The organism is Emticicia sp. 21SJ11W-3, from assembly GCF_024138715.1.
Taxonomy (GTDB): Bacteria; Bacteroidota; Bacteroidia; order Cytophagales; family Spirosomataceae; genus Emticicia; species Emticicia fluvialis.
This window is the reverse complement of record NZ_CP092074.1, coordinates 5023419-5045272: the sequence shown is the minus strand read 5'-3', so window position 1 is coordinate 5045272 and position 21854 is coordinate 5023419. Positions and strand designations below refer to the sequence as shown.

The window sequence follows — 21854 nt, the reverse complement described above, 5'->3', positions numbered from 1 at the left end:
CAATATATCTTATCTGCTTACTTTAGAACCCGAGAAACCATACCAGGCAATGTAGGCAAACATGGCTACTGGTAATAATAAAGAGGTAGCAATATCTGTGCTGTCGGCTATGGCACCCATAATAGGAGGGAACGCCGCGCCGCCCACAATACCCATAATGATGAATGACGACCCTAACTTGGTATATTTACCCAGGTCTTTTACGCCTAAAGAGAAAATGGTAGGGAAAGTGATGCTCTGGAAAAAGAAGAATGCCATAAGGGCATTAACTGCTATTTGTCCTTTTGCCTGAGATGCCACCAACAAAGAAGCAACAATGCCCAGCGAATATATGCCCAACAATATGTTTGGTTTAATGTAGCGCATCAGGAATGTACCGGCAAACCGGCCAACCATGAATATAATCATACCTAACGACAACCAGCGTGAAGCATCAATATTAGAAACTTTGATGGCGTCCATTACAAAATTGATAAACAGCCCCCATACGCAACCCTGTACACCTACATTTAAAAACTGGGCAAATGCCCCAAGCACAAAGTGTTTGTGCCTAAAAAGACCAGATAAAGAACGGCCAAATGAAGTGTTGTCGGCTCCCATATCTTCAGCAGCAGAGGCAGACTCCTGAATTTCAGGCATGGGGGTTCTCAGAAACATCAGTGCAATTAACAGAACGGCGCCACCGACAATCATATAAGGTAGCTGCACAGATTTGAAGCCCTCTTCAATACTCTGTTTATGTTCGCTGAAAACCAGCATACTGCCAACCAATGGCCCGATAATAACACCCAGGCCATTGAACGACTGCGCCAGATTCAGACGTCTTTCTGACGATTCTGCCGGGCCAAGAACGGTAGCATAAGGGTTGGCCGCTGTCTCAAGAAATGCCAGACCACAAGCTAATATAAATAAAGAAATCAGGAAAAACGTCCACGACTGTGCCTCACTGGCCGGATACACCAGAAATGCCCCACCCGAATAAAGCAGCAAACCGGCCAGAATGCCTTTTTTGTAACCCCATTTTTTCATGAACATACCAGCAGGCAGTGCCATCAGGAAATAAGCCCCATAGGTAACAATTTGTACCCAGGTAGATTGAGAGATGGTAAGGCTGAGGGTTTCCTGAAAGTGCTTGTTGAGTACGTCTAGCATACTAATGGCAAAGCCCCACAAAAAGAATAAACTTGTAACAAGAATAAACGGAACCAGATAATTGTTTTGAGTAGCGGTGGTCTGGAAATTGGGTTTGTTGCCCGAAATAGAAGCCATGATAGTTTAGGGTTAAAATTTCAATTTTTTTGATTGAACAGATTTTGTTCAAAAATGAGAATTTTTTAAGAAATAATAAGATAAAATTTAAACAAATATAAACTTTTAAAGAAGCGTGCCTGCTTTGAGACCTGAAAATAAAAACAGCGAGGCGCGCCTTGCCTCGCTGAATTAATAAATTTTACGTTTATTCTAAGGCAAAAACTGCTTTACGTAGTTACGGGCGGTAAGAATAGCCGACGTAATGTCGTCAATGTTGCCTTCATAGGCCTTATCTTCTACCTCAATTACCACAGGGCCTTTGTAGCGTACATCCGTTAAGGCAGTGAAGAAACCGCGCCAGTTTACATCGCCCAGACCCGGCAGCTTGGGTGAATGGTATTCTAACGGATTGGCCAGAATGCCTACTCTGTCTAGTTTGTCTCTGTAAACCTTTACATCTTTAATATGTATATGATGTAACCGGTTTTTATATTGATAGATAGGTTTTACTTCATCCATCATCTGGAATATCATGTGCGACGGGTCATAATTCAAACCAAAAAGCGGAGTAGGGAATGCCTCAAACATGGCATCCCAAACTGCCGGAGAGATGGCAAGGTTTTTTCCACCCGGCCATTCGTCGTTTGTAAAAAACATCGGGCAATTTTCAATACCTATCTTTATTCCTTCCTGCTCTGCCGTTTCAATAATCGGCTTCCATACTTTTTTAAAGGTAATGAGATTTTCCTGAATATTCTTCCGGGGGTCTCGGCCAATAAAAGTGTTCATAACCGGTACACCCAGTTTGTTACAGGCTACAATAACTTTCTTGATATGCTCTACATAGTATTCTGCCTTTTCCGTGTCGGGGTCTAGGGGGTTCGGATAATAACCCAGCCCTGATATGGATATCCCCCTGCTGTGGGTATAATCTTTAATATACTTTATATGTTTATCGTCCAGATTATTTACATCTATGTGTGTAACGCCGGCATAACGGCGGGCTTCAGAGTTGTCTTTGGGCCAGCACATCATCTCAAGGCAGGCAAATCCGTTTTTCGAAGCGAAATCTACTACGTGTTCAAAACCAAAATCGGCTAAGATAGCACTTACAAATCCAAGTTTTAACATATTTCAATCGAGGGTTATTTTATCAGAGCGTAAAGTAAATCTTTTTTGTTTAATCAGTAAATAATTAACAGCGATAATTCGCTTGCCGAACGTAGGTTGGCACCGCGCGAACATGGAAAGTGGGGAATCTCACGCCAGGCAGGTTAAACAGAATTTATGGCTGGTACAATTTTTTAGTGTTTTTAATAGCCTGCTGTTTAATGAAACAGGTCGATTCCGCCCAATTAATGCCTGGTTTTTTCTTTTAATAAAATTCTTGCAAAAAAAATGGGGCAGTTTTGGTATTCTGAAAATTTATTTTTTATTTTTGTTTAACGAAAAACGAAAAAAGATAAACAAACCATGACAACTCTTGAATTTAATTACGCCATTTCAAAGACCTCAAAGGCATTAAAGCCTTTTGCCTTTAGATTGACTAAAGACCAGGAGGACGCCAATGATTTATTGCAGGATACGCTTGTAAAAGCATTTATGAATCGTGAAAAGTACACCGATGGTACAAACCTGAAGGCCTGGCTTTATACGATAATGAAAAACACTTTCATTACCAATTACCAGCGGATAATGAGAAGAAATACATTTATAGATACAACAGACAATTTACACTTTATCAACAGTACTGAAAGCAGCATTGAAAATGAAGCATATTCTTCTTTTACCATGAGAGACATCAACCACGCGGTTGAGGCCCTGGATGAGAATTATCGCCAACCGTTTATGATGCATTTCAGTGGGTTTAAGTATCATGAAATAGCACAGAAACTGAAAGTGCCTATCGGAACTGTCAAAAACAGAATACACATTGCAAGAAAAGAGCTGAAAGAAAAGCTAAGTATGTATGCCTTTTAAGTTTACTTCAAAAATGTGTTTGCCTGATAATCAACTTCTGGCAAATACCGGGGCGGCAGTATTGAAAGTGTGTATGCTAAATACGAAATACTAAAAAAGTTATCTGTGCGAGCGGATAACTTTTTTGTTATATAAAAGGTAAATCAATTTATGGGTTATAGTTCCGGGGGAGCGTCGTCAGCAGGCATATTATTAAGATTTTCATCCACCATCTGTTGAACCTGCTCTTTTATTTTGTTTTGAACACGGTCTCGGGCAAAAACAAATAATGCCAGAATACCCGCATAAACCAGAAATATAATCAGATAACCCAGCCAGAGGCTTTTCAGCCAGATATTGAGCCCAATCGCCGCCAGAATACTGAGAAAAATGATAACCGTTATAGATAAAATAAATAAAACAAGCAGATAAATGGCTTTTACGGCAATGCCTTCTATTTTTTCCTGAAAGCCTAATTTGGTTAATTCAAATTTTGCTTCAATAAGCCTGATGACGTTGTCGCGGAAGTCGCTAAGATTCAGAAAGTCAGCCATACGATACAGATTCTTTGTATTTCAGTTGCTGGGCCTGACACATTGTAGCCCTTAAACAATTGCAAGGTAGATAAAACAAGGCATCTGACAAAAAGACTTGAGAAAGTTTTAGGGCGATGCCCGTCAACGGCATCGCCCTGAAGCAAGAATTATATCTGAGGGGGCAGCAACTTATACATTACCGGTGTTACAATGCGGGTCAGTATCAGAGATGATACCAGACCGCCAATCATTACCAATGCTAATGGCGAATAGAGTGGTGAATGCTCGAGCACCAATGGAATCAGGCCGCCAATGGCTGTAAGCGTAGTTAGTACTATTGGTATAAACCGGGTTTCGCCGGCCTCTTCTATGGCTTCGTTTATACCTAAACCCCGCTCTTTTCTTAAGAAATTGGTGTAGTCAACCAATAATATTGAGTTTTTTACTTCTATACCTGCCAGAGCTATAATACCAACTATGGCCGTGAACGACAATGAATTGCCCGTAAACAACAGAATCAGAATAGCCCCTATCATACCCAGAGGAATAACCGACAGCACTATAATAGTACTCTTGAAGGTTTTAAATTCAAGAATCAGAATAGCCATGATACCGAAAATGGTAATCATGATAATAGTACCTAAGCCGCCGAATGTTTCCTGAGAGCGTTCTACTTCTCCGGCCATTTTTATCGAATAGCCTTTGGGCAGTTTAAGTTCAGATATGCGCTTGCTGGCTTCTTTGGTTACTGTTGGCGTCAGGTAACCGCTTTTTATAAAGGCAGTAACAGTTGAGTAGCGGTCACGGTCATAATGGTTAATTCTGTTCGGCGATGTTTCAAAATCTATAGTGGCTACCTGCCTGAGCGGAATAAGACTGCCCATCTGGTTACTGATAAACATTTTCTGGAAGGCGTCCATACCGGCACGTTCTCCACGAGGCAGACTTACATTGATATCAATCTCGTCTTCATCATTTTGTTTAAAGGTTCCCATGTTGATACCTGCAATACCCATGCGCACGGTTCTGTCGATATCCACAGTTGGAATACCCAACATACCAGCTTTGTCTTTGTTGATGTTTACTCTGAGGTCTACGTTCTGCGCCGAAAGGGGGTTGTTAACATAAATAGTACCCTGGGTTTCTTTGAATATTTTTTCTACTCTGAATGAAATAGCCCGTAGTGAATCGAGGTTTTCACCAAGAATACGTACAGCCAGCGGTGCTTCTACCGGCGGGCCCTGCTCAAACTGAATCACCTTTATTTTGGCACCCGCAAATAAGTCAAATTTTTTGCGAAGCTCGTCAATAAATTTTTCTCTTTCAGGTACTTCTACGTCGTCCTGCAACTGCACAAAAATTTGTGCAAAGTTAGATAACGTACCGCCTACGGGTAAAACATTATAATATACTCTCGGATTAGACTTCCCAACATTTGTTGCATAGTTTTTCACGATTTCATGCTTTGCCAGCTCGTTTTCAACAAAACGGGTAGCTTTGTCGGTTTCTGAGAGGGTTGTGCCTAATGGGGTATCAACATTAATCAGAAACTGCGGTTTTTCAGAGCGGGGGAATACACTTGTACCAACTACCGGAATCAGCGCCAGACTACCAGCAAAAATAGCAAAGGCAATAGCCAGACTGATAACAGGATGCCTGAGCGCCAGGTGTAGTATCTTACGATACGACCCCTCAATGCCGCGTTTCATTAATTTTAGCACCAGGTTTTCCTGATGCTCTTCTCTGGGCATTAGCTGGCTGGCCAGAAATGGCACAATGGTAAGAGACACAAATAAAGAGGCAATAATGGTAGTGATAACCGCTATTGGCAAACTACGGATAAAGTCTCCTGCAGCCTCTGGCAGAAAGCAGAGTGGTAAAAAAGCAAAAATCAGGGTAGCTGTACAACCCAAAACCGCCAGCCCGATTTGCTTGGTTGCCTCAATGGCCGCTTGGCGGCGGGGCATGCCCGAACGCAGAAAGCGAGCAATGTTTTCAACAACTACAATTGAGTCATCAACCAGTAGCCCCAAAGCAATAACTAACCCCACTACACTTAGCTGATTAATGCCGAAACCGGCCAGATCGAGCATGGTAAGACCCATAGCTAGTGAGAGCGGAATGGATATCATTACAATAACCGATGCCCTGAAGCCCAGAGGTATGAGGGTAATTAATACCAGAAGAATGGCAATGCCGAAATCGCGCGTTAACCCTAATAAACGGGTGGAAACACTCTTGACCTGGTCGAAACTTTGCTCAAACCGGATATTTGGTGGAAGATTCTTTTTGAAATTGTCAATAACCGGGCGGATTTTATCTCCGGTGTCAAAAATATTACTTCCGGCTTTCATGTTGGCAGTTACAAATACGGCACGTTTGCCATTCAGCCTGCCCATGTACGATTCTTCTTCGTAATCCATGTTTACTTCGGCAATATCTTTCAGATAAGTAACGGCGGTGCCTGAGGTATTTACAACGGTGTTCCTGATTTCTTCCAGATTTTCATAACTTCCAGACGTTTTTACGCTGAACTTCCTGCTCCCGATTTCGATATTTCCTGCTGGTATATTGGCGTTTTCTGACTGAATGGCTCCCAGAATCAGGTTTAGCGGTATATGAAACTGCGCCATTTTGTCAAGATTAACCGCCACGCGCACCTGCTGTTTCGGGAAAGCCCATACTTCTGCTGCCTTGATAGATTTTACTTTCAGTAAATCTTCTTTCAGTAATCTGGCTTCTTTTTCCAGATCTTTATATGGGGTAGTTTCTGATAACAAAGCACATTGTATAATGTTTACACCTTCAGGCGTATAACGCATAATATCTATGCTGTAAATATCTGTGGGCAGCGTGTTCCGTATAGCGTTTATTTCTCTTACAACCTCGTTATATTTTTCGTCAACGTTTACTTTGTATTGAAACTCAACCACAATGTTGGCCACGCCTTCATCAGAAGTAGATGTTACTTTTTTGATGTCGCTGATACCCGAAAGGCGGTCTTCTATTGGGTCAACCACCAGTTTTTCCATGTCGGCCGGAGACGTACCCGGATACACCACAATGATGCTATTGAAAACAGCCTTCAGGTCGGGGTCTTCGGCTTTGGGCATATTCAACAAAGAGTTGACACCAATGGCCAGTATCATTATGAAAATAATGATAGTGAACTGGTAATTTTTTACGGAAAATTCTGCTAGACGCATTTGAATAATGTATTAGGTGTAACAAACAGCCACAGATATCGGCGGCTAATCTATTCAGTTGATACGCTTGTGCGTAATGGCTATTTACTGTAGACAGATAATGGCAGAATAACCTACTTCTGCACCACTTTTACTTTGCTTTTATCGCTCAGAAAATTGGAGCCTTTGGTAACTACGGGTGTTCCTTCCGGCAACCCGGCTGTTATAGCCACATACCTGCCAAAGATACCGCCAATGCTAACCGCATTTTTGCTAACACTTTTGTTATCGGCATTCAGCACGTAAACAAAGGCTTTGGTTTTGTCGGCCTCAACAAGTGCCTCTACGGGTACAGCTACTGATACCAGCCCTTGTCCGGACGATATCTCCGCTTTTGCCACAAAACCTGATATCAGTTTTTTACCGTTGGGTTGTATCTGCAGTTCAGCCTCAAAGGTACCGGTGGCCGGGTTAACGGTTTGCGCCAGTTGTGTGATGCGGGCGCTGAAAGGTTCGTTCGGGTAAGCATCCAGATACACAGTGGCCGCATCACCTGTTTTTACTTTTATCACATCTTTGTCTGCCAGACCCACGTTAACGATATAAGCAGACTCGCCCGTACCAAGTATAAATACCGGAGCAAACGGTGTAATTAATTCGCCCTGTTCAGCTATTTTTCTTAAAATGCGGCCGCTGGCAGGTGCATAAATCTTTGATAGCCTCTGGTTAAATTCTGCTACCTGTACGCTTTGTCTGGCAACATCATAGCCGGTAGTAGCATCCTGCACATTGGTAAGGGTGGTGGCTTCGTCTGCATAGAGTTTCTTTGCGCGTTCCAGGTCACGTTCAGATTTTTCAAGACCCAGCCTTGCCTGTTTTACCTGTGCATCTATTTCCGATAGGTCAAGTTCGGCCAGCAGCTGGCCTTCTTTCACGTATTGCCCTTCGTTTACGTACACTTTTTTTATCATGCCTCCGGTTTTAAAGGCCAGTTTCATTTCTGATTTAGACGCTAATACACCGCTGGCAACAATAGGTTCGCTAAGTGTTTTAATACTAGCATTCTGTACTTCAACCGGCAATACCTCTTCGGCTTCCTGCTGGGCAGTTTCTTTTTTCTTGCTGCAGCTTACCAGTACAAGAAATAAGAATGCATAAATGAGCGGAAAAAATTTCGTTTTCATATAAGGTCTGTTTATTTCTGATTAAAGCCTGATTTTTCTATTTTTTTGAGCCACTTTTTCCTGTACTCATCACTTGACAATCTTAAAGGCCCGATGGTGGTGGTACGTACTGGTTTTATGCCGCAGAATTCTAATGTCATGCGTTTCATAGCGTAATAGGTGGGTCGGCCGTTTACAAGCCAGTAATACCATGCCGGCTGGTCGAGTGTACTGATGATGTGTGCGGTTTTACCTACCAGCAGTTTATCCCACCACAGTGAATTATCGCGTTTGGCAAACACAATGCCCGGCAGAAAAACCCTGTCGAGAAAACCTTTCAGTAGGGCAGGAAATGACCCCCACCATACCGGATAGAAAAACACGAGGTGGTCGGCCCATTTTATTTTTTCAACCGACTCCAGTAAATCCGGCTCCAGTTCCATTCGTTTTCGGTAGCCATAGCGCAGAATAGGGTCAAATTTCAAATCGGCTATAATTATTTCTTTTATTTCGGCGCCAGATGCGGTCAGGCCCTTCTTGTAAGCATCAAACAAAGCGAAATTGAAACTCTCGCTATCAGGATGCCCTTGTATCAGTAGTACTTTTTTCATCTTTGTTAAGAGATTATCTGACAGCCCCAACTTTATCAAGCATGGCTTTTTTTAGTAGTATGTCATATTTGGCAAGAGATTCTTGTAACCGCGCCGTAATTACCTCGTTTTGTGCCCGTAGGTATTCTATTAAAATAGCCTGACCATTGCGATACCTGCTGTCTACCACCTTAAAGTATTTGTCGGCTTTTATAGTGCCGTCTTTAGCGGTTGGCAGGGTTTTCCGGGCGGCTTCCCACTCAAAATAAGCCTGCGACACCTGCAATTGAATCTGCTTCTGCACTTCGTCAAGTTTGGTTTCCAATAAATTCTTCTGAATTTTAGCCTGTTGAATTTTGGATTTTTTCTCGTAACCATGAAAAACATCCCAGTTTAGCCCAATTTGCCCTATGGCGTAGGCCTGGTCTTTAAAGGTGTACCCCCTGCCCTGGAAGCCGGTGCTGCCACCCACAAAAACCTGTGGCCGAAATGCGTTCATTTGCTGCAGTTTAATGGCAGATTCAGTGGCCTGAATGTTGGCTTTTAACTGGCTGATTTCCTGGCGGTTCATTATTGATTGTTCGCGGGCGGCCTCAATGTCTTTCCGGGTGTCGGTGTCAAGAAAAATGCTGTCAACCTGAATTTCAGTGCCGAAATCCCGGTTCATCAGAAAATTAAGGTAGGCTTTTGCTGTATTACGGTTTTTGTCCATAGCGGCTACCTGCTGGTCAATTTTGCTTACCTCGTATTCTGCTGAATAAATTACATCTTTGGTAGCTACATTATTACTCACCAGTTTTTCATTCAGTTTTACAAAATCGTTCAGCACCTTGCGCGACACCTCAAATATCTTTTGTGCCTCTAGTGTTTGCAGATACTGCAGATAAGCGATAGTGATATTGTAACGTACTTCGTTTTCAATAATCCGCTTTCTGGCCTCCTGGGCTGTCAGCAAGTCGCGCTGAATGAGCAGATTATAACGGATGTCGGTATTGTAAACCGGATACTGAAAAGTAAATTTGGTATCATGAAAATTGTTCGGAGCCAATTGCTCATTCACATTTTCTATCTGCGGAAAACTGTTAGAGTTGGTCAGTCTGTTCAGTGTAGAGTAAACGGGGTTCAGCAAGTCGCCAACGGGAAACGCTAAACGTCGGCCTCCTGCTGCCAGGGTATAATTAGGCGCAAAAGTAATTTTTGGCGAAAAATTAGCCTTGGCCTGTTTTACGTTCTCCTGTGCTTTCTCAATTTCAAGGGTTTCCTGTCTTAAAGCCAGATTATTTTTCAGTCCTTCCTGAATGTAGGATTCCAAAACCGGAGAAGTAATTTGCCCTGTGGCCACAAAAGGGCATAGAATGGCAATCAAAATGAATTTTTTCATGTCTCACTGACGCTTTTTCAATTAATGAACAGTGTTAAGTTATAGGCTCAAATAAACCCGTCGTGTAAGACGGGCCTTATTTTTAGATTTTTACGCTTGTTACCACCATGTTAGAGCTACATTTGGCTACTATTTTGTGGTCGGTGTTCAATATCTGGCATTCAATGTTAATAACAGTTTTACCTGCTCTGATAATCTTTGACTTTACCAGCAATGTATCTCCTATTTTGGCAGGTAAAAGATAGTCGGCATTCAGGTTTACGGTTGTGTAAAAGTTTTCCCGGCCCAGCATAAAAACGGTCATGCCCATTATTTCGTCCATCATGGCGGCAGCCGTACCGCCGTGCAGAATTTTAGCCGGGTTTGTCATATCATCTCTTACAACAAATTCAACCGTTACCGACCCTTCTTCTATTGATATTAATTTTCCATTGAGCCATCTGCCCAGTGCTGAGGGGCTTAGTTCAGAGGCATGTTTGCCAATATGTGATTTGAAATACTCAAGAACCTGACTCATCGGCGATGCATGTTTAAATAAATTGATAGAACAGTTTATATTTTACGTTTCAGTAATTCAACGAATCGCTCATAGGCATGTTGCAGGCGTGGAATACGCTCTGTTTCTTCAAACATGGTCGACCGTTTTTTCAGGTGAATAGTTACCAGCCCATGCACGGTTGCCCAGATCATTAATGAGGTCCCCTCTACGTCATCTACTTCAAAATACCCGGCTTCAATGCATTCTTTTACTATTTGCCGAAGCATTTCAAAGGCAGCTCTGCCTTCTACCCATATTTCTTCCCGACACTCAATGGTTTCAATCGGCGACACCATCAGAAACATCAGCTCGTATAGTTCCGGATTCTCGAAGCCATATTCCAGATAATACCTGCCCATGTTGATTAATCTTTCAAACGGGTCTCGTATATTAAGTACTCTTTGAAACTGTTCAATTAGTTTCTGGAACGACTCATGATGTAAATCAAACAGCAATTCACTTTTGTCTTTGTAATAAAGATAGATTGTCCCGGGGCTGTATTCTATGGCATCTGCAATATTCCGGATACTTGTTTTTTCAAAACCCTGCTCAATAAACAACCTCCGAGCGGCATCCATAATCAGGCGCTTCATTTCATGTTTCTCTCTTTCTTTTCTTTCGGCTATCCCCATCTGGCTCAGGTATTTTAATTAACAATGCAAATAAAATGAACGGTGTTCAGTAAAGCAAATTCTTATCAATTTTTTACATAAACGGAAGATATAAAATTTATTCGGCTTCAATACAAAAGGCTGCCTCAACAGAAACAGCCTTTAGGTAATTATCTACAGTTCAATCAAATTTCAATAATATTAAATTTATAATCCAGCGGAGCCAGCGAATCAAGCAGTTTTTGAATAAACTGGTGGTCGTTCAGGTAAAAATTCAGGAAATTCTCTTTTCTTTCCTGTAGCCCACCACCCGGGAAGAGCCTTTCTTTAAGAGCCAGCAACTGGCTCACCGAGCTTTCCTGGTTACGTTCTTCGGCGCGTTTAATACGTTTTTCCAGGTGTTCCAGCGCATTGATGCTCTTGGCCTTAACGCCTTCAACGGGGCCTTTCATGGTTGCTTCAATGATTGTGGCCTTTTTCAGAATCCTTTCAAAAATGTCATTTATTTCATCAATTTCAAAAGCCAGACTCAGCGATTTCCTCGAGTTTTTTTCTACAAAGCTTTTTCTGAGCGTAACTTCATCAGCAAACAGTTCTTCGGTGGTAATACCCAGTTTGTCTATTTTTTTTCGGCTGGCCTCGTTCACTACTAAAGCAAAGTTACGGGGCATCAGCAACGGAAACGATTCCTGATAATGGTCAAACACACCTTTCAGTTGTAGCCAGTAAGGTACTTCTGATGGCCCGCCAATATAAGCAAGATTAGGCAGGATGGTCTCCTGATAGAGAGGCCGAAGCACCACATTCGGGCTGAATCTCTCCGGATTAGCTTCAATTAGCTGTATTATCTCGGCTTCTGAAAAACTAGTGTCTGTATGTAGTACTTTATATTGGTTGTCTTCTTTTACAATGCGTTCTCTTGTGCTGTCTTCCAGATAAAAGAAGTTAATTTCGCGAGGGGTAATTTGTGTGTGGTAGCCAAGTGCCTGTAGTTGATCAGAAGTGCTTTTTACTATATGGCTGGCTGAATGCTGAAGAATGTCGTCTTTCATAACCGGGGCGAAGAGGGCTTTCAAATCTGCCGAGTCGGCATCAAGGCATATCAGGCCCTGGTCTTGAAACAGATGGCTCATGTAACATCGTACCGCATTGGCCAGTGTGTCATGGTTCAGATAGGCATTCTGAAAAAACTCTACCCGTTCGGGTATCTGGTCACAAATGGCGCGCAGCTCCTTAGGATTCATGCGTCCTACGGCTCCTTTCTGGGTGGTTTCCCACTTATAGTTTTTACCGAACAGGTTGAAAACCGAAATCTCGTCGAAATCGTGGTCTTCACTGGCCATCCAGTAAACAGGTACAAAATTATAGTCTGGAAATGCGTCTTTTAATTGTTTAGCCAGGTTAATGATGGTTACAATCTTGTAAATAACATAAAGCGGACCTGTAAAGATATTCAGCTGGTGGCCGGTGGTTACAGTAAAGGTTTTATCATCTAATAATAAAGAGAAATCGGGTTTTGAATCAAGATTGGCATATTGTTTTTCCAGAACCGATACCAGGGTCTGGCGTTTTTCCTGCGTGAAAGCCCTTGATTGAATAGCTTTTCTGAATCCTTCAATGTCAGGATATTGATTATAGAAAGAAGTAAGCGTCTCGTTTTTTGTGATATAATCTAAAAACAATTTCGGGAAAGCGCCAACGGCTTTCAAGTCTAAGGTCTGCAAAGGCATAAATAAGGCTCGATTTCTTTATTTTTCTGATAACAAGAAAATGATTAGACAGGTTTCAAATTACCTGAGTGGGTAAAACTATTTACCCCATTCCGGTATATTAATGGCTAAAAGGTCTACGTATAATTGTACAACGAAAACCCAAACATATATTTATAACCGGCACCTCATTTTTTACCTCCGGGCTTGGCGGGTTCTTACAGGTACATGCCCTCAATTAAATCTTTGTATTTCTGGGTAATCACTTTTCGTTTCGGCTTAAGGGTAGGGGTTATTTCACCGTCCTCTATGGTCCATGCTTTGGGTAAAAGTTCAATTTTCTTTACTTGCTCGTAAGGGGCAAATTCTTTGTTGAAACGATGCACCTCATCCAGAATCAGTTTATGTACCTCAGGCTTTTTGGCCATTTCGGCATCAGTGGTATATAATATGCCATGAGCTGCGCACCACTCTTTCAGGGCGGTAAATTCAGGCACTATCAATGCAGAAGGAAACTTCTCTCCTTCGCCCACCACTATAATTTGCTCAACATAAACAGACTCCTTTATTTTGTTTTCTAAAACCTGCGGAGCTACATATTTACCACCCGATGTCTTGAAAATCTCTTTCTTGCGGTCTGTTATTTTCAGGTAACGTCCTTCTTCCAGTTTGCCAATATCGCCGGTGTGCAACCAGCCGTCAGCATCTATGGCTTCATTGGTTAGTTCGGGCAGGTTGTAGTACCCCAGCATTACGTTGGGGCCTTTAAAAAGAATTTCTCCGTCGTCTGCTATCTTTACTGTTCCGCCATCAATAATCGGTCCAACGGTTCCAATCCGCAAATCAAGTGGTTGGGTTCTGTTGGTAGCTATTACCGGCGATGCTTCCGTCATGCCATATCCTTCAGAAACCGGAATACCCGCCGCCCAGAAAACCCTTGCCAGACGTGGCTGCAAAGCGGCTGCTCCTGAGCATACCAGCCTGATGTTACCACCCAGCGCCTCCTGCCATTTGCTGAATACGAGTTTCTGCATCAGTTTTAGCTGTACGTTATACCACCAGCCGGCATTTACGTTGGGGTCATATTGCAGGCCCAGTTCAAGTGCCCGGAAGAAAATACGGCGTTTTAAACCGCTTAATTCATAACCTTTGGCCACTATTTTATCGTAAACTTTTTCAAGCAGGCGGGGTACTGTGGTAAAAATCTGTGGTTGCACGTCTTTCAGGTCTTCGGCAATCGTGTTCATGTTCTGGGCATAATAAATAGAAGTACCCGTACGCATATACAGATACAGCACCATGCGCTCATACACGTGGTTTAATGGCAGAAAACTTAAAGCTTTGCAGGATGGGTCAATCGGGAAATAGTTTTTGCAGGCTTCAAAGTTACTGATCAGGTTTTGATGCGACAGCATTACGCCTTTAGGCCTGCCGGTTGTGCCTGATGTATAAATGAGGGTCAGTAAATCATCTGTTCTGATTGATTTTTTTATTTCTTCTATTGCTGATTTGTTTTCAGGCGTTTCGTTCTCTGCTACCTCCTTCCAGTGTCTGGCTCCACTAATTTTATCAAAAGTGAAAATAGTTTTCACCGAGGCTAGTTCTCTGGCTGCCTCTTTTGCCCTTTCGTATAGGGTCTGGTCTCCGGTAAAAACATAAGAGACACCTGCATCCTGAAAAATGTACCTGTAATCTTCTACAGTAATATTTGGGTAGAGAGGCACATTAACAGCGCCTACCTGTTGCATGCCAAAATCTATGATGTTCCATTCCGGGCGGCTCTCTGAAATAACAGCAATTTTATCACCTTTTTTTACCCCCAGTTTCAACAAACCGTAGCTGAAACTGTTAACACTTTCAATAAAGTCAGTAGCCGGAACTTTTACCCATTCTCCGTTTATTTTTGATGCAAAAACATCGGGTTTATTATGAAGGGCAATAGATTCGGTTAGTAATTCAAATACACGGTTAATAGGGTTACTCATGTTAACAGGGGTTTGGTTGGGCGCAAATTTAAGAAAAAAACAACGGCAGCCATAAAATGTTAAACGGGGTCTACATCAACCACCACATTAACTTCCTTATGCTCTCTGATTTGTTGCATTTCTGTTATGGTCTCTCTTAAAAACGCTTTGGCAGCCTTAATATTCAGCTTGTCTTTTTCAAGTTTCAGCATAATATCAAATAAAAACTTGTTTCTGATGCGCTCAATTAGTGCCTTTTCAGGCCCCAGCACTCGCGCTTTGCCGAGTTTATCTAATAGTTTGTCAGCCAGCCAGTGGGCGGCTTTTTCTGCCTTTTCGGCCTCTTCGTGCTTGATAGTAATAGAAATAAGCCTCGAAAACGGCGGGTACAGATAGCTTTCTCTTTCTGATATCTCTTCCTGATAAAACCCCGGGTAATCGTTTATTACTACTTTTTGTAAGATAGATTGGTCTGTATTATTGGTCTGTATCAACACCCTGCCTCTTTTGGCACGCCTGCCCGCCCGGCCACTCACCTGCGTGAGCATCTGAAAGGCTCTTTCTGACGCCCGGAAGTCAGGGAAATGAATCATCCGGTCGGCATCAAAAATACCTACCAGGCTCACCTGGTCAAAATCCAGTCCCTTGCTAATCATTTGTGTGCCCACCAGTATGTCTGTGCCGCCTTGCTCAAACGCTGCTATGATGTTCTGATACGCGTTTTTTGTGCGGGTGGTATCCAGGTCCATGCGCTGAACCCGTGCCTCCGGGAACATGATTTTCAGGTCGTCTTCCAGTTTTTCTGTGCCAAAGCCAACGGTTCTTATCTTGCCTGAACCACAAACCGGACAAACCCTTGGCACCTCTTCCTTGTGCCCGCAATAGTGGCAGCGTAATTCTTTCGAGTGCATGTGGAAAGTAAGGCTTACCGCACATTGCTCACACTCAGACACCCAACCGCACTCCTGGCAGTTCAGGTAAGGAGAGTAGCCGCGCCGGTTCTGAAAAATGATGGTCTGCTCACGATTGGAAAGATTATTCTGAATACCTTCATGAAGCACACTCGAAAAATCGTTTTTCATATTTTTCGATTTCCGTTCTTTTTTCAAATCCACCAGCATAATTTCAGGCAGTTGAGCCTCGCCGAAACGTTGATTCAGCTCAACAAAACCATACCTGCCTGTTTGTGCCTGATAGTAGCTTTCAACGGAGGGTGTGGCAGAGCCTAACAGGATTTTGGCTCCCTGTTTCAGCCCCAGCATTATGCCTACGTCGCGTGCATGATACCGCGGGGCGGGGTCAAACTGTTTGTAAGAGGTCTCGTGTTCTTCATCAATTATTACAAGACCCAGATTATCCATTGGTAAAAATATAGCTGAGCGTACCCCTACCACAAACTGATAGCGGCCGTCAATAATACCTCGCCAGACCTCGACCCTTTCATTATCTGAGAACTTGGAATGGTACACTCCCATTTTATCGCCAAACACACGTTTCAGCCGCACGACTATCTGTGTAGTAAGGGCAATTTCAGGTAAGAGATACAGCACCTGCGAGCCGCCTTCCAGTACCTTCTGAATTAAATCGATATAGATTTCGGTTTTACCGCTTCCGGTAATACCATGCAACAATACAATGTCTTTTTCCTGAAAATTCTGAAGAATTGCATCACTTGCCGCCTGCTGTGCAACAGTCAATTCAATTTTAAGAGGCTCTGTCGGGAAATCATCACCAAAGCGCGAAACGGTTACTTCAAATGGCTCTAGTATTCCCTTATTAATCAGGGTGTTTAAGGCAGAATCGGAGGTTTCGCCATCTGTGAAAACTGATTTGTCTACGCCGTCGGTGTTTTTGGCTGGCAAATCATGAATAGGAATATGCTTGAGGTACTCCATAATCACCATTTGCTGTTTTGCTGATTTATTGAGCGAATCAACCAGATTCAGTACTTCTTCACTTCCTTCATAAACGCGTTTCAAACGTACTTTTTTGGCAATTTTCGGCTTGTATTTTTCCTTCACCTCTTCATACATAATGATGGCATGCTTGCTGATAAGCGATTTTATCATCGCGTTGATGTTCTTTTCACCAACAAACTTCAGGGCATCGTCATAAGTAAGAGAGGTTTGGGTATTCAGTATTTCCAGAAACGCTTTCTCTTTGTCGTCAAGCAGCTCAGGATAATCAAAATCCGGGTTCAGTTGTATTCTTGACTGGCTGCTCACTTTCAGTCCGGATGGCACAGCTACGTTCATTACCTCACCAATGCTGCACATGTAGTATTCGGCAATCCACTCAAAAAGCCATAATTGTGACGACGTAACCAGGGGGTCAATGTCCAGGAGTTCAAGAATGTATTTGGCCTGGTATTTTTCCGGCGGTTTAGTGTGTATTTTGCCTACCACAGCTGTTACAACCCTGTTTTTCCCGAATTCTACAATTACGCGTGCTCCTGTCTTGATGTCGTTCACAAAGTGGCGGGGTACGCGGTAAGTAAACATACGCGGAATAGGCACCGGCAGAATAACGTCGGCAAAGTAGGTGGTTTCAACAGAAAAAAGCTCTTCGGTCATTTTTGGCAAACTAAGGTATTCTAAAAAAAACAGTTTAAATGAAAGCAGACCTAAGCCCGCTAAATATAAACGTTTTTTAAGTCATTCAGGTATTGAGTATCAATATATGCCTGGATGCATAATGAATAAACAATGATTGAGCCGACTTGATTCAAAAACAGATAGATATTAAAGCGCCTTTGAGAGAGAGTAAAGCCGGGGAATGATAATCACCCGGCTTTCTGTAAAACCTTAAAAAATTGTATCAATAAGCAGATAGCCATTCAGGCTGATGATAATAAACGCCACAACCCAGGCTGTGTATTTTACCCAGTTTGGGTTTGCAAATGCACCCATTTTCAGTTTGTCAGACGTAAAGGCTACTAACGGCACCACTGCAAAGCTTAATTGCAAAGACAAAATAACCTGGCTAAGCACCAGCAAATCTGAAGTGCCTCTTTCGCCATAAATAATAGCAACAATCAGTGCCGGCACAATGGCAATTAAGCGGGTAATTAATCTACGTAGCCAGGGCTTCAGTTTAATGTTCAGAAAACCCTCCATTACAATCTGCCCGGCAAGTGTACCGGTCAGGGTAGAGTTTTGCCCTGCTGCCAGAAGTGCCACTGCAAAGAACAAACCGGCCAGTTTTACACCCAGAATGGGGTCTAAAAGGTGGTAGGCATCTGTAATATCGGCCACGTGCTGGTTGTTTGAAAAGTGGAAGGTAGCCGCAGCCATGATAAGTATGGCGGCATTGATAAAAAAGGCAAGGAATAATGATACCGTAGAGTCTATGGTAGCATATTTTATGGCTTGTCTCTTGGCAGGTACGGTATCTTCAATTTTACGGGTTTGCACAATGCTTGAGTGCAGGTAAAGGTTATGTGGCATAACCGTTGCCCCCAGAATACCAATGGCAATGTAAAGCATTTCAGGGTTTACCACAATCTGGGTGCTTGGTACCAGACCTTTGGCCACGCCAAACCAGTCGGGGTTTGAAACAATGATTTCATACCCGAAGCAAAGCAGAATAATCAGTATCAGTGCGCCCACTATTACTTCAATGAGCCTGAAACCCTTGTTTTGTAAAAACAGAATAAAGATTACGTCAACGGCTGTAATGATGATACCATAAGTAAGCGGAATATTAAAGAGGAGGTTCAGGGCCACGGCTGCACCTATTACTTCGGCCAGGTCGCAGGCAGCAATGGCTACTTCTGCCAGAATCCACAGCACAAAAGAAACGGGTCTTGAATAAGCATCACGGCAGGCCTGCGCCAGGTCTCGCCCGGTGGCAATGCCCAGTTTCAGCGACAGGTGCTGCAGCAGCATGGCAAACAAATTAGATATTAAAATAACCGAAAGCAGGGTGTAGCCAAATTTGGCACCGCCGGCAATATCGGTAGCCCAGTTGCCTGGGTCCATGTATCCTACTGCTACCATCAGCCCCGGCCCGATAAAGGCCGAGAGTTTTTTCCAGAAGCCTCCGGATGTATGAACAGCAATGCTGCCGTGTACTTCCGGCAGCGAAACCCTATTGGTTTTGGTTTTCCAACCTCTATTTTGGTCTGTTGGTAATGTCTTCTCCATGGTAGTTCAGCTACGCTAAATCTAAATTTTATGCAATAATAAAAACAAAAATGTGGTTATCAAAATAAAATTTTAGGTTTGTCTAAAAATTTGATTAATCAGGTATAACTTTTACTTTTGTGCTTGTATCACCATCTTTTTTAAGGTATATGACTTCATTTACAGAGGAAAACTATCTGAAAATTATTTACATGCTGAGCGAGCAGAATGGCGGAAATGAAGTTAGTACCAACGAGTTGGCCGAGCATACGCAAACCAAGGCAGCTTCGGTTTCTGATATGCTACGCAAACTGGCCGAGAAGAATTTTATCAATTATCGCAAATATCAAGGGGTAACCTTAACCAAAGAAGGGCAGCACATAGCGCTAAGTATTATCCGTAAGCACCGGCTGTGGGAGGTTTTTCTGGTAGAAAAACTGGGCTTCGGTTGGGACGAAATACATGACATTGCCGAGCAGCTTGAGCACATAGATTCTAAAGAACTGACTGAAAAGCTGGACGACTTCTTAGGTAATCCGCAATTTGACCCACACGGTGACCCTATACCGGATGCCAAGGGCAAAATGCCGATGCTCAGGTCTCATAAGTTATCTGAAATACCTGTCAACCACACGGTAGCAATGGTTGGGGTGTCAGTACACTCACCTGCTTTTTTGCAGCACCTGGACAAAAACCATATTACGCTTGGCTGTCATATTAAAATTCAGGAAGTAAGTGATTTCGATAAGTCTTATACGGTTTTAATAGATAACGCGCATGTTGTTTTTGTAAGTAACGAAGTTGCCAAAAACCTGCTTGTGCAGTAAAAGCTGTTAAAGTTTTATAATTTAAGCTGATTATGCGCTTCTTTTCATAATTTTGTGTGTTGTATATATAGCCCTGTCAGAGATTTGAGCCCAATCTCTTCTTTTTTGAGGTAACCTATATTGTTAAACCTTGCATGAATATACTCGATAAATACTTAATCAAACGATTTCTCACAACTTATATATTTGCGGTTCTCGTTATTGTTTTGATTATCATGGTGATTGATTTTGTGGAGAAAAACGATGATTTTATCCAGAAACAGGCACCTATGCGAGCTATTCTGCTACAATATTATGCCAATCTTGCTCCTTACTGGGCCAATTATATCAGCCCGCTCATGATTTTCATATCAACGGTATTCTTTACAGCCCAGATGGCTGCCCATACCGAGATTGTAGCCATTCTGAGCAGCGGTGTAAGTTTTCCGCGTCTGATGCTGCCTTACTTTTTAGGCTCTTCGGTTATTGCTGTTTTTTCATTTGTAATGGTAGGCTGGATACTCCCCAAAGCCAATACCGAACGGCTGGCATTTGAGAATGTATATGTGAACGACAAGTTTTACTTTTCAACCCGTGACTTCCACACTGCAGTAGCGCCTAATACTTATGCGTATATGTCGAGCTATAATAATGACGCCAAAACCGGGTATGATTTTACCCTTGAGAAAATTGTTAATAATAAACTGGTAGAAAAGCTGAGCGCCAAACGGATTGACTGGAACGACAGCACCAAAAAATGGCGCATACATAACTATAAAATCAGAACGCTGGGCGTAATGAAAGACAAAATGGTTTATGGTGACACACCAAAAGATACCACCATCAATTTGTCGCCCAAAGATTTTGAGAATGAACACCAGATACATGAATCATTTACGATTCCTGAACTGCAAGAAAAAATATCTCTCATCAAGACCCGCGGTGCTGAAGGGATAGAATCTTATGAAATTGAACTTTATCAGCGTTTTGCCACGCCCTTTGCTGTTATCATACTTTCTTTAATGGGTCTCATAGTGTCTGCTCGCAAGGCCAGGGGTGGGGTAGGTTTCCAGATAGCCGTGGGTTTCGTGCTGGCGTTTGTTTATATTCTGTTTTATATCATGTCTAAAGGTATTGCCGAGTCTGGCAATATGCCTCCTATACTGGCCGTCTGGCTGCCCAATATTGTATTTGGTATGATTGGTACCGTCATGTACTTTACCGTGCCGCGGTAATTATCTAAGTATTATTTTTGCTGTACCAACAACCCTGCTTGCCCATAAGTCATGCATTTTTGCAGAAAAATGCAACTGGTCGTCGGCAATGTAGGCTGCCTCAGGGTGTTCGCGCGTCAGAGTAGTTATATCAATAAAAGAAATTCCCATTTTGTCGCAGGCATCTTTCGCTACTTTGTTGAAAGCATCAATATCCTGTGCGATTTTTTCTCTGTTATAAGCCTGTGCATAGGGCGTAATACTGTAGTCGGGTATCGACAAAACAAACACACGCCGGGCATCAGCATGGGCAAGGGTAGCGCTTGTTTCCAAGAGTTCGGTAAATTCTTTTTTATAGGTATCAATGCTTTGGCCGTTAAACTGGTTGTTAACGCCAATCATAAGCGACACCATATTGTAAGTGCCTGCAGGTTTGGTGCGGGCCACGGCATCGGCAAGGTTACGGGTGGTCCAGCCGGTTCCTGCTACTACGTCAAACCTATTTATTGTAAAATCACTTTTCAGCAATTCAATGAGCTGGTTAGCCCAGCGGTCTTTTTCCAATACACTTTCGCCTATAGTGTAAGAGTCTCCCAAAGCCAGAAAACTTCTCTCAGGAATTTTCTCCTCTTTTTGGGGAGATAATTCAACAGTTGATGGCGAGCCGCTAACACAGGAAAACAGAAAAGTTGCCAGCGATAATTGAGCAAAAAATTTATACATAACTGATATAACCTGATTTAAACGTTTATGTACTATTCTGTAATTATATTTAGATTATAAACGGGAATTTAACGGTAGAAGTCCTATTTTTGCAAAATTT

At 42.6% G+C, this 21854-nt stretch carries 17 protein-coding genes; 3 read left to right on the top strand and 14 right to left on the bottom strand.

The window, feature by feature from the left end; translation table 11 throughout:
- Positions 1-9: 9 nt before the first annotated feature.
- Together fucP and MB380_RS21335 are read right to left on the bottom strand one after the other, a co-directional pair.
- The gene (gene fucP / locus MB380_RS21340) at positions 10-1269 is read right to left on the bottom strand and encodes an L-fucose:H+ symporter permease (protein WP_253531601.1); all 1260 of its coding nucleotides are present in this window, start codon (positions 1267-1269) and stop codon (positions 10-12) included.
- A gap of 192 nt (positions 1270-1461) precedes the next feature.
- Positions 1462-2382 (bottom strand): sugar phosphate isomerase/epimerase, encoded by a 921-nt coding sequence (locus MB380_RS21335; RefSeq protein ID WP_253531599.1) that lies wholly within the window; start codon positions 2380-2382, stop codon positions 1462-1464.
- A 342-nt stretch (positions 2383-2724) separates the two neighbouring features.
- Here MB380_RS21335 and MB380_RS21330 point away from each other — a divergent pair, with 342 nt between their 5' ends.
- The gene (locus MB380_RS21330; protein WP_253531597.1) at positions 2725-3231 is read left to right on the top strand and encodes an RNA polymerase sigma factor; all 507 of its coding nucleotides are present in this window, start codon (positions 2725-2727) and stop codon (positions 3229-3231) included.
- 155 nt (positions 3232-3386) lie between these two features.
- Here MB380_RS21330 and MB380_RS21325 read toward each other — a convergent pair whose 3' ends face one another.
- From MB380_RS21325 to MB380_RS21275, 11 genes are all read right to left on the bottom strand, one after another.
- Positions 3387-3764: a phage holin family protein gene (locus MB380_RS21325; RefSeq protein ID WP_253531594.1), complete on the bottom strand. Its 378-nt coding sequence runs from the start codon at positions 3762-3764 to the stop codon at positions 3387-3389.
- 149 nt (positions 3765-3913) lie between these two features.
- The gene (locus MB380_RS21320; protein WP_253531591.1) at positions 3914-6952 is read right to left on the bottom strand and encodes an efflux RND transporter permease subunit; all 3039 of its coding nucleotides are present in this window, start codon (positions 6950-6952) and stop codon (positions 3914-3916) included.
- Between the two features lie 113 nt (positions 6953-7065).
- Positions 7066-8115 (bottom strand): efflux RND transporter periplasmic adaptor subunit, encoded by a 1050-nt coding sequence (locus MB380_RS21315; RefSeq protein ID WP_253531588.1) that lies wholly within the window; start codon positions 8113-8115, stop codon positions 7066-7068.
- 11 nt (positions 8116-8126) lie between these two features.
- The gene (locus MB380_RS21310; RefSeq protein ID WP_253531585.1) at positions 8127-8705 is read right to left on the bottom strand and encodes an NAD(P)H-dependent oxidoreductase; all 579 of its coding nucleotides are present in this window, start codon (positions 8703-8705) and stop codon (positions 8127-8129) included.
- Positions 8706-8718: 13 nt separating this feature from the next.
- The gene (locus MB380_RS21305; RefSeq protein ID WP_253531582.1) at positions 8719-10065 is read right to left on the bottom strand and encodes a TolC family protein; all 1347 of its coding nucleotides are present in this window, start codon (positions 10063-10065) and stop codon (positions 8719-8721) included.
- Between the two features lie 82 nt (positions 10066-10147).
- Positions 10148-10582 (bottom strand): PaaI family thioesterase, encoded by a 435-nt coding sequence (locus MB380_RS21300; protein WP_101724804.1) that lies wholly within the window; start codon positions 10580-10582, stop codon positions 10148-10150.
- 35 nt (positions 10583-10617) lie between these two features.
- Positions 10618-11235, bottom strand: coding sequence for a TetR/AcrR family transcriptional regulator (locus tag MB380_RS21295; protein WP_101724803.1), 618 nt, complete (start codon positions 11233-11235; stop codon positions 10618-10620).
- A 164-nt stretch (positions 11236-11399) separates the two neighbouring features.
- Positions 11400-12944, bottom strand: a complete 1545-nt coding sequence (gene bshC, locus MB380_RS21290) for a bacillithiol biosynthesis cysteine-adding enzyme BshC (protein WP_253531575.1) — start codon at positions 12942-12944, stop codon at positions 11400-11402.
- 197 nt (positions 12945-13141) lie between these two features.
- Positions 13142-14908: a long-chain fatty acid--CoA ligase gene (locus MB380_RS21285; RefSeq protein ID WP_253531572.1), complete on the bottom strand. Its 1767-nt coding sequence runs from the start codon at positions 14906-14908 to the stop codon at positions 13142-13144.
- A 59-nt stretch (positions 14909-14967) separates the two neighbouring features.
- A complete protein-coding gene (priA, locus tag MB380_RS21280; protein WP_253531569.1) occupies positions 14968-17460 on the bottom strand; it encodes a primosomal protein N' in 2493 nt (830 codons plus the stop codon).
- A gap of 231 nt (positions 17461-17691) precedes the next feature.
- The gene (locus tag MB380_RS21275) at positions 17692-19032 is read right to left on the bottom strand and encodes an Nramp family divalent metal transporter (RefSeq protein ID WP_253531565.1); all 1341 of its coding nucleotides are present in this window, start codon (positions 19030-19032) and stop codon (positions 17692-17694) included.
- A 149-nt stretch (positions 19033-19181) separates the two neighbouring features.
- On the opposite strand from MB380_RS21275, the gene MB380_RS21270 reads away from it, so the two are divergent.
- Entirely contained in the window at positions 19182-19838 is a 657-nt protein-coding gene (locus MB380_RS21270; protein ID WP_253531562.1) for a metal-dependent transcriptional regulator, read from the top strand.
- 134 nt (positions 19839-19972) lie between these two features.
- Complete coding sequence (locus MB380_RS21265) at positions 19973-21052, top strand: LptF/LptG family permease (protein WP_253531559.1); 1080 nt, start codon at positions 19973-19975, stop codon at positions 21050-21052.
- Here the strand turns inward: MB380_RS21265 and MB380_RS21260 are convergent, their stop codons facing one another.
- Complete coding sequence (locus MB380_RS21260) at positions 21053-21754, bottom strand: SGNH/GDSL hydrolase family protein (protein ID WP_253531556.1); 702 nt, start codon at positions 21752-21754, stop codon at positions 21053-21055.
- Positions 21755-21854: the final 100 nt, after the last annotated feature.

What these genes read in the sequence shown, in the direction of transcription:
- bshC (WP_253531575.1), bottom strand. Translation starts at nt 12,944, where the DNA reads ATGCCTTTGCAGACCTTAGACTTGAAAGCCGTTGGCGCTTTCCCGAAA.
- MB380_RS21300 (WP_101724804.1), bottom strand. Translation starts at nt 10,582, where the DNA reads ATGAGTCAGGTTCTTGAGTATTTCAAATCACATATTGGCAAACATGCC.
- MB380_RS21305 (WP_253531582.1), bottom strand. Translation starts at nt 10,065, where the DNA reads ATGAAAAAATTCATTTTGATTGCCATTCTATGCCCTTTTGTGGCCACA.
- MB380_RS21295 (WP_101724803.1), bottom strand. Translation starts at nt 11,235, where the DNA reads ATGGGGATAGCCGAAAGAAAAGAAAGAGAGAAACATGAAATGAAGCGC.
- MB380_RS21270 (WP_253531562.1), top strand. Translation starts at nt 19,182, where the DNA reads ATGACTTCATTTACAGAGGAAAACTATCTGAAAATTATTTACATGCTG.
- MB380_RS21320 (WP_253531591.1), bottom strand. Translation starts at nt 6,952, where the DNA reads ATGCGTCTAGCAGAATTTTCCGTAAAAAATTACCAGTTCACTATCATT.
- MB380_RS21310 (WP_253531585.1), bottom strand. Translation starts at nt 8,705, where the DNA reads ATGAAAAAAGTACTACTGATACAAGGGCATCCTGATAGCGAGAGTTTC.
- MB380_RS21285 (WP_253531572.1), bottom strand. Translation starts at nt 14,908, where the DNA reads ATGAGTAACCCTATTAACCGTGTATTTGAATTACTAACCGAATCTATT.
- priA (WP_253531569.1), bottom strand. Translation starts at nt 17,460, where the DNA reads ATGACCGAAGAGCTTTTTTCTGTTGAAACCACCTACTTTGCCGACGTT.
- MB380_RS21275 (WP_253531565.1), bottom strand. Translation starts at nt 19,032, where the DNA reads ATGGAGAAGACATTACCAACAGACCAAAATAGAGGTTGGAAAACCAAA.
- MB380_RS21260 (WP_253531556.1), bottom strand. Translation starts at nt 21,754, where the DNA reads ATGTATAAATTTTTTGCTCAATTATCGCTGGCAACTTTTCTGTTTTCC.
- MB380_RS21325 (WP_253531594.1), bottom strand. Translation starts at nt 3,764, where the DNA reads ATGGCTGACTTTCTGAATCTTAGCGACTTCCGCGACAACGTCATCAGG.
- MB380_RS21315 (WP_253531588.1), bottom strand. Translation starts at nt 8,115, where the DNA reads ATGAAAACGAAATTTTTTCCGCTCATTTATGCATTCTTATTTCTTGTA.
- MB380_RS21265 (WP_253531559.1), top strand. Translation starts at nt 19,973, where the DNA reads ATGAATATACTCGATAAATACTTAATCAAACGATTTCTCACAACTTAT.
- MB380_RS21330 (WP_253531597.1), top strand. Translation starts at nt 2,725, where the DNA reads ATGACAACTCTTGAATTTAATTACGCCATTTCAAAGACCTCAAAGGCA.
- fucP (WP_253531601.1), bottom strand. Translation starts at nt 1,269, where the DNA reads ATGGCTTCTATTTCGGGCAACAAACCCAATTTCCAGACCACCGCTACT.
- MB380_RS21335 (WP_253531599.1), bottom strand. Translation starts at nt 2,382, where the DNA reads ATGTTAAAACTTGGATTTGTAAGTGCTATCTTAGCCGATTTTGGTTTT.